Origin of the sequence: Pseudomonas sp. UBA7500, from assembly GCF_002478435.1 — a bacterium.
GTDB lineage: Bacteria > Pseudomonadota > Gammaproteobacteria > Pseudomonadales > Pseudomonadaceae > Aquipseudomonas > Aquipseudomonas palmensis.
Window position 1 is genome coordinate 141633 of sequence record NZ_DLNW01000006.1, and the last position, 12143, is coordinate 153775.

Sequence of the window (12143 nt, forward strand, 5' to 3'; positions counted from 1 at the left end):
GGAGAGGTTCATGCTCGAGCTCACCATAGAGCAGATTTCCATGGGCCAGTCGGCCGTGGACAAGACCGCCGCGCTGCAGTTGCTGGCCGAGCGCCTGGTGGCCGACGGGCTGGTGGCCGAGGGCTACCTGGCCGGGCTGCAGGCGCGTGAAGCCCAGGGCTCGACCTTTCTCGGCCAGGGCATCGCCATCCCCCACGGTACCCCGCAGACCCGCGAGCTGGTGCATGCCACCGGCGTGCGCCTGTTGCAGTTCCCCGAGGGCGTGGACTGGGGCGACGGGCAGATCGTGTACCTGGCCATCGGCATCGCCGCGCGCTCCGACGAGCACCTGCGCCTGCTGCAATTGCTCACCCGCGCGCTGGGCGAGACCGACCTGGCCCAGGCGCTGCGCCGGGCCGGCAGCGCCGAGGCGTTGCTCAAGCTGCTGCAGGGGGCGCCGCAGGAGCTGGCACTGGATGCACAGATGATCGGCCTGGGTGTGCCCGCCGAGGATTTCGAAGAGCTGGTATGGCGTGGCGCCCGCCTGCTGCGCCGCGCCGATTGCGCCGGCAATGGCTTTGCCGCCGTGCTGCAGCAGGTCGAGGCGCTGCCCCTGGGCGATGGCCTGTGGTGGCTGCACAGCGAGCAGACCGTGCGCAAGCCGGGCCTGGCGTTCGTCACCCCGCAGCAGCCGCTGCGCTACCTGGGTCAGCCGCTCAACGGCCTGTTCTGCCTGGCCAGCCTGGGCGCGGCTCACCAGGCCCTGCTCGAACGCCTGTGTACCCTGCTGATCGAAGGTCGGGCGCAGGAGCTGTTTCGCGCTACCAGCAGCCGTGCGGTGCTGGAGGTGCTGGGCGGCGAGCTGCCGGCCGACTGGCCCAGCGTTCGCGTCGGCCTGGCCAATGCCCACGGCCTGCATGCGCGCCCGGCCAAGGAGCTGGCGCAACTTGCCAAGGCCTTCGAGGGCGAGGTGCGCGTGCGCGTGGTCGACAGCGGCGAGGCCGCCGTGTCGGTCAAGAGCCTGAGCAAGTTGTTGAGCCTGGGCGCACGCCGTGGCCAGGTACTGGAGTTCATCGCCGAGCCGAGCGTGGCCGACAGCGCGCTGCCGGCGTTGCTGGCGGCGGTGCAGGCCGGCCTGGGCGAAGCGGTCGAGGCGCTGGCACCGGTGAGCGAGGTAGCGGCGCCCCAGGTGCTCGAGCCGGTGCTGAGCGCGCCGCTGCCGGGCACGCAGGTCCAGGGCGTGGCCGCATCGCCGGGCATCGCCTGCGGCCCGGCGCATGTGCAGGTGCTGCGCCATTTCGACTACCCGCTGCGGGGCGAGTCGCCGGTGATCGAGCGCGACCGCCTGCAACGTGCCCTGGCCGCCGTGGCCAGTGAGCTCGAAGCGCTGATCCGGCGCAGCCCGGCCAAGGCCATCCGCGAGATCTTCGTCACTCACCAGGAAATGCTCAGCGACCCGGGGCTGGGCGATGAAGTCGAGCTGCGTCTGCTCCAGGGCGAAAGCGCCCCAGCGGCCTGGATGACCGTGATCGAGGCTGCAGCGCGGCAGCAGGAGGCCTTGCACGACGCCCTGCTGGCCGAACGCGCCGCCGACCTGCGCGACGTGGGCCGCCGTGTGCTGGCCACCCTGTGCGGGGCCGCCGAGGTGGCGGAGCCGCAACAGCCCTATGTGCTGGTGATGGACGAAGTCGGCCCGTCCGATGTGGCGCGCCTCGATCCGGCGCGGGTGGCCGGGATTCTCACCGCACGGGGTGGCGCCACCGCGCACAGCGCGATCGTGGCGCGGGCATTGGGCATCCCGGCGGTGGTGGGGGCCGGCGCGGCGGTGCTGCTGATCGCCGCCGGCACCGAGCTGTTGCTGGACGGCCAGCGTGGGCGCCTGACCGTGGCCCCGGCGGCGGATGAGCTGCAGCGCGCCCTGGCCGAGCGCGAGCAGCGCGAACAGCGCCTGCAGGCGGCCCGGGCGCGTCGCCTGGAACCTGCCGTGACCCGCGACGGCCATGCCGTGGAAGTGTTCGCCAACATCGGTGAAAGCGCGGGTATCGAACAGGTGATCGACCTGGGCGCGGAAGGCATCGGCCTGCTGCGCACCGAGCTGATCTTCATGGCCCATCCACAGGTGCCCGACGAGGCCACCCAGGAAGCCGAGTACCGCCGTGTGCTCGACGGCCTGCAGGGCCGGCCGCTGGTGGTGCGCACCCTGGATGTGGGCGGCGACAAGCCGTTGCCCTACTGGCCCATCGCCAAGGAGGAAAACCCGTTTCTGGGGGTACGCGGCATTCGCCTGACCCTGCAACGGCCGCAGGTCATGGAAAGCCAGTTGCGCGCCCTGTTGCGCGCGGCGGGCGAGCGACCGCTGCGCATCATGTTCCCGATGGTCGGGCAGGTGGAGGAGTGGCGCCAGGCCCGAGCAATAGTCGAGCGCCTGCGCCAGGAGATACCGGTCGGCGACCTGCAGGTGGGCATCATGATCGAGGTGCCTTCGGCCGCGCTGCTGGCACCGGTGCTGGCGCCGGAGGTGGACTTCTTCAGCGTCGGCACCAACGACCTGACCCAGTACACCCTGGCCATCGACCGCGGCCACCCGAGCCTGTCGGCCCAGGCCGATGGCCTGCACCCAGCGGTGCTGCAGCTGATCGACATCACCGTGCGCGCCGCGCATGCCCACGGCAAGTGGGTGGGCATCTGCGGGGAACTGGCCGCCGACCCTCAGGCGGTGGCGGTGCTGGTGGGGCTGGGCGTGGATGAACTGAGCGTGGCGGCGCGCAGCATTGCCGAGGTCAAGGCGGTGGTGCGCGAACTGAATTTTGAACAGGCCCGGCAACTGGCGCGTGATGCGCTGGTGCAGGGCAGTGCCGCCGATGTGCGCGCACGGGTGGAGATGCATTGATGGCACGGATACTCACACTGACCCTCAACCCGGCGCTGGACCTTACCGTCAGCCTCGCCACCCTGCAGCCCGGCGCGGTCAACCGCAGCCACGCGCAGCACAGCCACGCGGCGGGCAAGGGCCTGAACGTGGCGCAGGTGCTGGCCGACCTGGGGCATTCGGTGACGGTGGGCGGCTTCCTGGGCCAGGACAACCTGCAGCCCTTCGAGGCCCTGATGGCCCGTCGCGGCTTTGCCGATTGCTTCGTGCGGGTGCCCGGCGAAACCCGCAGCAACTTCAAGCTGGTGGAGGGCGATGGCCGGGTCACCGATATCAACGGCGTGGGCCCGCAGGTCGACGAAAACGCCCAGGGCGAGCTGCTGGCACGCCTGCAGCACCTGGCCAGCGGGCATGACGCGGTGGTGGTGGCCGGCAGCCTGCCGCCGGGTGTGAGCCCGCAGTGGCTGCAGATGCTGCTGGCGTGGTTCAAGTCGCTGGGCCTGAAGGTGATCCTGGACAGCAGTGGTGCGGCCTTGATCGCCGGGCTCAAGAGCGCGCCGTGGCTGGTCAAGCCCAATACCGACGAACTGGCCGAAGCGCTGGGCCGCCCGCTGCACAGCATTGCCGAGCAGCAGGCCGCTGCCCGCCAGTTGATCGACCAGGGCGTCGAGCATGTGGTGGTGTCCCAGGGCGAGCAGGGGGTGATCTGGTTCCGGCGCGACGGCGCCCTGCAGGCGCTGCCGCCCCAGGTGATGGTGGCCAGCACGGTGGGCGCGGGCGATTCGTTGCTGGCCGGCATGCTGCACGGCCTGCTCAATGCCGAGCCTGCCGCGCAGACCTTGCGCCGTGCCACCGCGATTGCCGCCCAGGCCGTGACCCAGATCGGCTTCGGCATCGGCGACCGCGTGCAACTGGCGCAGCTCGAAGATGCCGTCCGGGTGCAGATTCCCCACGCTCGACAAGAGGGTGAACAATGAAGATCGCCATCGTCACCGCCTGCCCCAACGGCCAGGTGTCCAGCCTGCTCAGCGCTCGCCTGCTGGATGCGGCCGCGCAGCGCCAGGGCTGGAGCACCAGTGTCGAGGTGCACGACGCCGACCATCCCGAGCGCCAGCTTTCGCCGGCAGTGATCGCCACCGCCGACTGGGTGCTGGTGATCAGCACCGGCCCGTTCGACCTGCAGCGCTTTGCCGGCAAACGCCTGTTCCAGAGCACCCCGGCCCAGGCCCTGCAGGATGTGGAGAGCTTTCTGCGCCTGGCCGCCGAACAGGCCCAGGTGCACCACCCCGAAGCCGTGGCGCCTGCGCCGGCCGCAGCGGGAGCGGTGAAGAAGATCGTTGCGGTCACTGCCTGCCCAACCGGGGTGGCGCACACCTTCATGGCCGCCGAAGCCTTGCAGCAGGCGGCGCGGCAACTGGGTTATCAACTGGCCGTCGAAACCCAGGGCTCGGTGGGGGCACGCACCCCGCTGAGCGCCGCGGCCATCGCCGAAGCCGACGTGGTACTGCTGGCCGCCGATATCGAAGTGCCCACCGAGCGCTTCGCCGGCAAGCGCATCTACCGCTGTGGCACCGGCGTGGCCCTCAAGCAGGCCCAGGCCACCTTGAACAAGGCGCTGGCCGAAGGTCGCGAAGAGCGTGCCGCCGGCAGCGCCGGCACCGCACCTGCACGCAGTGAAAGGGCTGGGGTGTACAAGCACCTGCTGACCGGGGTGTCGTTCATGTTGCCGATGGTGGTGGCAGGCGGGTTGCTGATCGCCCTGGCATACATGTTCGGGCTCGATGCCTACAAGGAGCCGGGCACCCTGGCCGCCGCCCTGCGCCAGATCGGCGAAGACGCCGCATTCAAGCTGATGGTGCCGCTGCTGGCCGGCTACATCGCCTATTCGATTGCCGACCGCCCGGGCCTGGCGCCGGGCATGATCGGCGGGCTGCTCGCCAGTTCGCTGGGCGCCGGCTTCATCGGCGGCATCGTCGCAGGCTTCGTGGCCGGCTACGCGGCCAAGGCGATCAGCCACTGGGTCCGCCTGCCCAGCAGCCTGGAGAGTCTCAAGCCGATCCTGATCATCCCGCTGCTGGCCAGCCTGTTCACCGGCCTGGTGATGATCTACGTGGTGGGCAAGCCGGTGGCCGGCATGCTCGATGGCCTGACGCATTTTCTCGACAGCATGGGCACTGCCAACGCGGTGCTGCTGGGCATACTGCTCGGCGCCATGATGTGCGTGGACCTGGGCGGGCCGGTGAACAAGGCCGCCTATGCCTTCTCGGTGGGCCTGCTGGCCAACCAGAGCATGGCGCCGATGGCCGCGACCATGGCCGCCGGCATGGTGCCGCCGATCGGCCTGGGCATCGCCACCTTCCTGGCGCGACGCAAGTTCGCCCAGAGCGAGCGCGAGGCCGGCAAGGCGGCGCTGGTGCTGGGCATGTGCTTCATTTCGGAGGGGGCGATCCCGTTCGCGGCCAAGGACCCGCTGCGGGTGATCCCCGCCAGCGTGGTCGGCGGTGCACTGGCCGGCGCGCTGTCGATGTATTTCGGTTGCAAGCTGATGTCGCCCCACGGCGGGCTGTTCGTGATGCTGATTCCGAACGCGATCAACCACGCCCTGCTGTACCTGCTGGCCATCGCCGCCGGCAGCCTGCTGACCGCTGTGGTGTACGCGGTGCTCAAGCGCAGGGACGTGGCCGAGCTGGCACTGGAGCCGGCCAAGGCCTGATCAGGGGCGTGGGCGCGGGTGCTTCTTGCGCAGCGGTTCGAGCAGGTCGGCCAGGCCGTTGTGGTCGACCTCGTGCATCAGCGCCAGCAGCCCGCCCAGTTCGCCCTTGGGAAAGCCCTGGCGGGCGAACCAGTTGAGGTAGTGGCCGGGCAGGTCGGCGATCAGCCGGCCCTGGTACTTGCCATAGGGCATTTCGCGGGTGACCAGCAGTTCGAGTGTCTCGGGAGTCATGGGCTCGGCGCAGCAGTGCAGGAAAGGCCCGACAATACATGCAATCTGCACGAGACCAAAGGTCCGTTCATGCAAAACGCTGCTTGGGGAAGGTTCAAAATTTTTATAAGTTGTTGATTTTAAAAGATTTAATTTTTACAGAAAAGCTGGCATGAACACTGCTCCTGTACTACGCAACCACCCTCATGCAAAGGAGCACTGTCATGACCAACGTGAACAAAGACGTTATTTCGGTTCTGAACAACCTCATCGAGTACAGCAAGGATGGCGAGAAGGGCTTCAAGACTTCTGCCGAGGATGCCAAGAACCCGGACCTGAAGGCGTTCTTCCTGCAGCGTGAAGGCGAATGCCGTAGCGCCGCCGCAGATCTGCAGCAGCACGTGCGTTCCCTGGGCGGCGACCCGGAAACCACCACCAGCCTCAGCGGTGACATGCACCGCGCATGGGTCAACCTCAAGTCTTCGCTGACCAGCAACGACGACAAGGCGGTGCTGGAAGAAGTGGAGCGCGGTGAAGACCACGCCCTCAAAGCCTACAAGGATGCCCTGGAAAAACTGGCCAAGCTGAATGTACCGGCAAGTGACCCGGCATATGCCCTGGTCGAGCGCCAGTACCATGGCGTGCAGCGCAACCATGACCAGGTCAAGGTGCTGCGCGACGCGGCCCGCGCACGTTCCTAACCGGCGTACACCTCTACCCGGTTGCGCCCGTTGCGCTTGGCGCAATACAGCGCATCGTCCGCACAGCCCAGCAAGGTCGAAAGATCCTGCTGGGCTTCTGGCGTCTGCAGGCCCACGCCAATGCTGACGGTCACCGGGTGCTGGTCGTCGCCGAACGGCGGCAGTGCCTCGACGCTGCTGCGGATACGTTCGGCCAGGGTCAGCACGCCGTTGAGGTCGGTCTCGGGCACGATCACCAGAAATTCCTCCCCGCCATATCGCGCGGCCAGGTCCGCCGGGCGGCGAATGCTGTGCGCGATCGTCGTCGCCACCTGGCGTAGCGCTTCGTCTCCGCCCTGGTGACCGTGGCGTTCATTGAACGCCTTGAAGTGGTCCACATCCACCATCAGTACCGCCAGCGGGCGCTGGCTGCGCTGGGCACGTGCCCATTCGCGGCGCAGTACCTGGTCGAGCTGACGACGGTTGGCCAGCCCCGTGAGGCTGTCGGTGGCTGCCAGTTCGGCCAGGCCCTGCTCGGCGCTGTGGCGCCTGCGCAATTCGCGCCCCAGCAGCAACGACAGCCAGAGGATGCCGATGCACAACAGGCCGGTAGCGATACTGACCACCAGTGCGGTGCGCCGCCACGAGCCATAGACCTCGTCGGTGGACAAGGCCACCACCACCAGCAGCGGCAGGTCGTCCACCCGTGAAAAGGTGTACAGGCGATGCTTGCCGTCCAGGCTCGAACGCGCGGTGAAGCTGCCGTTGCCCTGGGCCATTGCGCGCTTGAAGTTGGGTTGCTCGGACAAGTCGGCGCCGATCAGCGGGTCGCTGGGCAGCGAAGGGTGGCGGGCGAGCATCACGCCGTCGCTGTTGAACAGGTTGACGCTGCTGTCGCGGCCGATGTCCAGGCGCTGGAACAGCTCGCTGAAGTAGGCCAGGCGCAGGGCGCCTGACGCGATACCGGCGAAGGCCCCATCGGCATCGTTGATACGCCGGCTGAAACTGATGCACCAGTCCAGCTCGCCCAGGCGTGCCTTGAATGGCGGGCTGATGACCAGGCCCAGGCCCGGGTTGTCGCGATGGGCCTGGAACACCTTGCTGTCGGCAAAGTTGGCGCTGCGTGGCACCACGCTTGTGGAGTCGGCCGCCACGTTGCCGTTGCGGTCCAGCCACAGGATGTCGCCGCGTAACGGCACGGTGAAGGCCTGGTTGAACAGCAGTTGCTGGCGCAGCGGCGCGGCCACGCTGGCCAGCTCAGGGCGCTGGATGGCCCAGATCAGTCCGTGCAGCGACAGGTCGTAGAGCTCGACGTTGCGCACGATGTCGGTGTCGATCAACTGCACGATATTGCTGGCCGAGCGTGCGGCCGCCTGGCCCACGTTGGCTTTTTCGCGTACCAGCAGGAAGGTCACGATGGTGATGATGGCCAGAACCGCCAGGCAACTGCCCAGGTTAAGGATCAACTCCGGATGAGTCCTGTACAGGGTCGGGCGCTGGGGCGGAAGGCGCGAAGGCATGATGGAGGTGATTCGTACCGCTGTCGTTGAAAGGGCAGGTGCGAGGCGGCGGTATTCTAGGCGGGTGCAGATTGTCGGACAAGCTGTTGCTGGTGCCGATTGATGTACGGCATCTTGGGGCTATTTGCAGGAAAAGAGCCTGCATCCTGCAAGCTCTTTCGCGCATGGCGGTGGGATCAGAAGACGTTGAGCGGGTACTCGACGATCACGCGGTATTCGTCCACATCGTTGTCGACCTGGGCGTAGCCCTGGCTGCCACGGTGCGAGGCCCAGCGCAGCAGCACGCTGAGGTCCTTGAGGGAGCCTTGCTGGAAGACGTAGGCCAGGTCCATGTCGCGTTCCCAGTGGCGCGCATTGTCGCCGTCGGCGCTGTACCAGTTGCTGTAGCCGGCGCTGGCCGGGTCGACCTTGCTCAGGTCCAGCTTGCCGCGCGAGTACGACACGGCGGTGGTCAGGCCGGGCATGCCGACGCCGGCGAAGTCATAGGCGTACTTGAGTTTCCACGAACGCTCGCCAGGCCCGTTGAAGTCCGAGTACATCTGCGAGTTGTCCAGGTACACGCTGTCGCCCAGGGTGATGTAGTCGAACGGCGTGTTGCCGTTGACCCGCTGGTACACCGCAGTGACGGTATGGTTACCCACGCCGAGCGCCAGGTGCAGGCTGTAGGTGTTGTTGTCGATGCTGCCCAGCAGCGCATCGCCGGTGTCCTGGGTGTGGTAGTAGTGCAGGCCGGGGTTGAGGCTGACGCCGTCGGCGAGCTGCCAGGTGTAGTCCAGGTCCAGGTAGTACTGGTTCCACACGTCCTTGAGTTCGGCGGCGTACAGGCTGCTGGTAAAACCTTCGACCGGTGCCCAGGCTGCGCCGGCCCAGTTCAGGTGACGGCTTTCGCGGTCATCTGGCAGGTTGCCGTAGGTAGCGCCGATGCGCTTGTGGCCGCTCTGGTTGTAGAGCTTGGTGAAGCTGGCCTGGCCGCCTTCCAGTTGCAGCCCGTCGATGCTGTTGTTGGTCAGGCTGACGCCGCGGAAGGTCTGCGGCAGCATGCGCGTCTCGCCACCGGCGATCACCGGGTTGGTCAGGAACAGGTCGCCGGCACGCAGTACGGTGTCGAAGGCCTTGAGCTTGATGGCAGCGCCGGCATTGGAGAACGAATCCGGGGCCTTGCCCAGTTCGCCATCGTCCTTGTAGTGGTAGGGCAGGATGCTCGAACCCGCCGTACCGCCACCGCCGTCCAGCTTGAGGCCGAGCATGGCATGGGCATCCAGACCAAAGCCCACGGTGCCCTGGGTGAACCCGGACTCGAACTTGCCGATGAAGCCCTGGCCCCATTCACGGTTGTCGTGGTTGCCGCGCTGCAGCTGGTTGCGGTTGAGGTAGTAGTTGCGGCTGAGCACGTCGAGGTGCGCACCTTCGACGAAGCCTTCGGCCTCGTCGGCCTGGGCGTGCAGGGGCATCGTTGCAGCCAGCGCAACGAACAGCGGGGTCAAGCGAAACGCGTGGATCACCGGTGTGGACTCCTTGAGGTGAGGGATGCAGCTTTTTATTGTGCGAAGCGGTGTTTTCTTGTGAGGACACATCTCTGGCCGCAGAACCTTTTGTCCAGGCCAAAAAAAAGCCGCTGATAGCAGCGGCTTTGAAAGACGGCCACGCAGGCGAACACGTCGCCAGCGCAGCAGTCGAGGGAATAGGAGAGAGGCAGAGGCAGCGTATCAGCTGTCTTTGTCGGCACTCGCAGAACCTTTGGACGCGGTCTGCTCCAGGTTTTTGGCGTGGTCCTGCTGCTGGGCGAGGGCTTCGCGGCCTTGCTGCGCGGCAGCGGCGCGGGCGGCGTACTGCGCCACGAAAGCAGGGGACTCCTCGGCCATGGCCAGGGGCGAGAGCAATACGGACGACAGGACGAAAATACTGGCAATACCCATACTGTTGGACATTTGAAGCTACCTTCTTGCATAGCAAGCTATCTATTTGGTGTGGGTACGATAGTCCTCGGTGGGGGGTTGAAACAGAGGGGATTGGGCAATGCACTGTTGCATTTCGGGCAACAGTCGAGCGCAGCGTTTGGCCCATCGCGGGTCAAGCTCGCTCCCACAGGGTGTTCGCTGGCCCTTGTGGGAGCGGGCTTGACCCGCGATGGGGGCTTCAGGCCGGCAACAGAATCCCGAAGGTATTGGCCCCCGCCTGGCTGCGGGCAAACACGCTGCCGCCATGCATCAGCGCAATCGCCTTGACGATCGCCAGCCCCAGCCCATGGTTGCCCACGGCGCTGTTGCTGCGCGCGGCATCCACCCGGTAGAAGCGCTCGAACAGGCGAGGCAGGTGCACGGCCTCGATGGCCGGGCCCGGGTTGCTCACGGCAATGCATACCTGCTCGCCCTGACGCTCGATATGCACCTGGATCACCTGCTGGCGGGCCGTGTGCTGCACCGCATTGTTGAGCAGGTTGATCAGCGCCCGGCGCAACTGCGCCTTCTCGATGCGCGCCCGTGCATCGCCGCTGACCTGCACCCGTACCTGGGCGTCCTCGAGGATGTAGTCCAGGTAGTCCAGGGTGGTCGCCACTTCCTCGGCCAGCGAGCTGCTGGTCAGCGCGGTGGCCTTGTTGCCCTGGTCGGCACTGGCCAGGAACAGCATGTCGTTGACGATGCTGCGCAGCCGCTCCAGTTCCTCCAGGTTCGATTGCAGTACCTCGAAGTAATGTTCGGCGCTGCGACCGCGGGTCAGCGCCACCTGGGTCTGGCCGATCAGGTTGGTCAGGGGCGAGCGCAGCTCATGGGCCACGTCGGCATTGAACCCCTCCAGGCGTGAATAGGCCTGCTCGACCCGCTCCAGGGTGGCATTGAAGGTGCCGGCAAACTGTTGCAGCTCTGGCGGCAGGTCGGCCGCATACAGGCGTGCGCTCAGGTGCGGTGGCGCCAGTTGCTGGGCCTCGGCCGACAGCGCCCGCAGCGGGCGCAGGCCGATGCGCGCGGCCCAGTAGCCCAGGGCCGAGGCCAGCAGCACGCCGATCACCGCCAGGCTGATCAATGCCCCCAGCAGGGTGTGCTGGGTGTGCCAGAAGGTTTCGGTATCGATGCCGAGCAGAAAGCGCAGGGCAGGGCGCCGGTCTAGCGCCGGCAGCTCGCTCACCAGCACCTTGTACGGGTACGGCCGACCCTCCAGCTGCAGGTCGCGCATGCCCAGCGGGCCGGCGGCAAAGTCGCGTAGCGCGGCGTCGGGCTGGCCGTACTCGTAGTGCGCGTCGCCACTCACCACCCAGAAGCGGATACGCCGGTCTTCCTCGCCCAGCAGGTTGAGCTTGTTGGTGATCTTGGCCCAGTGCTCCCGGGTGCCATAGCGGGTCAGCGCCGATTCCAGCACGCTGTAGCGGGCGTCCAGCTCGGCCTCCGGCAGCAGGTCGAGGCTGCGGTCGACCTGTTTGTACAGGGCACCGCCGATCAGCAGGAACACGCCCAGCGCCACCAGGCTGAACAGCAGGCTCAGGCGCAGGGCGATGGAGTTAGTGCGCACGGCTTTCCAGTACATAGCCCATGCCTCGGATGGTGTGCAGCAGCTTGGTCTCGAACGGGCCGTCGAGCTTGGCGCGCAGGCGCTTGATGGCGACCTCCACCACGTTGGCGTCGCTGTCGAAGTTGATGTCCCACACCAGCTCGGCAATCGCGGTCTTGGACAGGATCTCGCCCTGGCGGCGCGCCAGCACGCTGAGCAGCGAGAACTCCTTGGCGGTCAGTTCCAGGCGCTGGCCGGCGCGGCTGGCCTTGCGGCTGATCAGGTCCACCCACAGGTCCGCGACCTGGATCTGCACCGGCTCGTGCCCGCCGCTGCGGCGGGTCAGCGCCTGCAGGCGCGCCACCAGTTCGAGGAACGAGAACGGCTTGCCCAGGTAGTCGTCGGCGCCTTCGCGCAGGCCGCGGATGCGGTCTTCGACGCGCTCGCGGGCGGTGAGCATGATCACCGGCGTCTGCTTGCGTGCACGCAGGGCGCGCAGTACGCCGTAGCCATCCAGGCCCGGCAGCATCACGTCGAGCACGATCACCGAGTAGTCGCCCTCGAGGGCCAGGTGCAGGCCCTCGATGCCGTCCGGGGCGAGGTCCACGGTAAAGCCTTGTTCGGTGAGGCCGCGATGCAGGTAGTCGGCGGTCTTCTGTTCGTCTTCGATAATCAGCACGCGCATGGTC

General features: G+C 67.1%; 10 protein-coding genes. 4 read left to right on the forward strand and 6 right to left on the reverse strand.

Annotated features, from left to right (window positions below; all coding sequences use genetic code 11):
• Positions 1 to 10: 10 nt before the first annotated feature.
• Genes ptsP through B4I46_RS05650 form a run of 3 tightly spaced genes read left to right on the forward strand, consistent with a single transcriptional unit; the run spans position 11 to position 5561 of the window.
• Positions 11 to 2869: a phosphoenolpyruvate--protein phosphotransferase gene (ptsP, locus tag B4I46_RS05640; RefSeq protein WP_286898980.1), complete on the forward strand. Its 2859-nt coding sequence runs from the start codon at positions 11 to 13 to the stop codon at positions 2867 to 2869.
• Positions 2869 to 3825: a 1-phosphofructokinase gene (pfkB, locus tag B4I46_RS05645; protein ID WP_286898982.1), complete on the forward strand. Its 957-nt coding sequence runs from the start codon at positions 2869 to 2871 to the stop codon at positions 3823 to 3825. The genes ptsP and pfkB overlap by 1 nt, the downstream gene beginning before the upstream one ends.
• A complete protein-coding gene (locus B4I46_RS05650) occupies positions 3822 to 5561 on the forward strand; it encodes a PTS fructose-like transporter subunit IIB (protein ID WP_286898984.1) in 1740 nt (579 codons plus the stop codon). The genes pfkB and B4I46_RS05650 overlap by 4 nt, the downstream gene beginning before the upstream one ends.
• Here B4I46_RS05650 and B4I46_RS05655 read toward each other — a convergent pair whose 3' ends face one another.
• A complete protein-coding gene (locus B4I46_RS05655; RefSeq protein ID WP_043864478.1) occupies positions 5562 to 5792 on the reverse strand; it encodes a DUF3820 family protein in 231 nt (76 codons plus the stop codon).
• A gap of 203 nt (positions 5793 to 5995) precedes the next feature.
• Between B4I46_RS05655 and B4I46_RS05660 the strand changes: the two genes are divergently transcribed.
• Positions 5996 to 6472 (forward strand): PA2169 family four-helix-bundle protein, encoded by a 477-nt coding sequence (locus B4I46_RS05660; protein ID WP_043864389.1) that lies wholly within the window; start codon positions 5996 to 5998, stop codon positions 6470 to 6472.
• Here B4I46_RS05660 and B4I46_RS05665 read toward each other — a convergent pair.
• The 5 genes from B4I46_RS05665 to B4I46_RS05685 all read right to left on the reverse strand — a co-directional run bounded on the left by B4I46_RS05665 (position 6469) and on the right by B4I46_RS05685 (position 12139).
• Entirely contained in the window at positions 6469 to 7971 is a 1503-nt protein-coding gene (locus tag B4I46_RS05665) for a GGDEF domain-containing protein (protein WP_058541380.1), read from the reverse strand. The two genes, B4I46_RS05660 and B4I46_RS05665, sit on opposite strands and share 4 nt — an antisense overlap.
• Positions 7972 to 8147: 176 nt before the next feature.
• Positions 8148 to 9422: an OprD family porin gene (locus tag B4I46_RS05670; protein ID WP_231390716.1), complete on the reverse strand. Its 1275-nt coding sequence runs from the start codon at positions 9420 to 9422 to the stop codon at positions 8148 to 8150.
• Positions 9423 to 9677: 255 nt separating this feature from the next.
• Positions 9678 to 9899 carry a hypothetical protein gene (locus B4I46_RS05675; protein WP_043864392.1) on the reverse strand — a complete coding sequence of 74 codons (222 nt, stop codon included), beginning with the start codon at positions 9897 to 9899 and terminating at the stop codon, positions 9678 to 9680.
• Between the two features lie 208 nt (positions 9900 to 10107).
• Positions 10108 to 11490 (reverse strand): heavy metal sensor histidine kinase, encoded by a 1383-nt coding sequence (locus B4I46_RS05680; RefSeq protein ID WP_100632998.1) that lies wholly within the window; start codon positions 11488 to 11490, stop codon positions 10108 to 10110.
• Positions 11465 to 12139: a heavy metal response regulator transcription factor gene (locus B4I46_RS05685; protein WP_043864394.1), complete on the reverse strand. Its 675-nt coding sequence runs from the start codon at positions 12137 to 12139 to the stop codon at positions 11465 to 11467. Before B4I46_RS05685 ends, B4I46_RS05680 begins: the two co-directional genes overlap by 26 nt.
• Positions 12140 to 12143 lie beyond the last annotated feature (4 nt).

What these genes read in the sequence shown, in the direction of transcription:
- B4I46_RS05675 (WP_043864392.1), bottom strand. Translation starts at nt 9,899, where the DNA reads ATGTCCAACAGTATGGGTATTGCCAGTATTTTCGTCCTGTCGTCCGTA.
- B4I46_RS05685 (WP_043864394.1), bottom strand. Translation starts at nt 12,139, where the DNA reads ATGCGCGTGCTGATTATCGAAGACGAACAGAAGACCGCCGACTACCTG.
- B4I46_RS05655 (WP_043864478.1), bottom strand. Translation starts at nt 5,792, where the DNA reads ATGACTCCCGAGACACTCGAACTGCTGGTCACCCGCGAAATGCCCTAT.
- B4I46_RS05650 (WP_286898984.1), top strand. Translation starts at nt 3,822, where the DNA reads ATGAAGATCGCCATCGTCACCGCCTGCCCCAACGGCCAGGTGTCCAGC.
- B4I46_RS05665 (WP_058541380.1), bottom strand. Translation starts at nt 7,971, where the DNA reads ATGCCTTCGCGCCTTCCGCCCCAGCGCCCGACCCTGTACAGGACTCAT.
- B4I46_RS05660 (WP_043864389.1), top strand. Translation starts at nt 5,996, where the DNA reads ATGACCAACGTGAACAAAGACGTTATTTCGGTTCTGAACAACCTCATC.
- pfkB (WP_286898982.1), top strand. Translation starts at nt 2,869, where the DNA reads ATGGCACGGATACTCACACTGACCCTCAACCCGGCGCTGGACCTTACC.
- ptsP (WP_286898980.1), top strand. Translation starts at nt 11, where the DNA reads ATGCTCGAGCTCACCATAGAGCAGATTTCCATGGGCCAGTCGGCCGTG.
- B4I46_RS05670 (WP_231390716.1), bottom strand. Translation starts at nt 9,422, where the DNA reads ATGCCCCTGCACGCCCAGGCCGACGAGGCCGAAGGCTTCGTCGAAGGT.
- B4I46_RS05680 (WP_100632998.1), bottom strand. Translation starts at nt 11,490, where the DNA reads ATGTACTGGAAAGCCGTGCGCACTAACTCCATCGCCCTGCGCCTGAGC.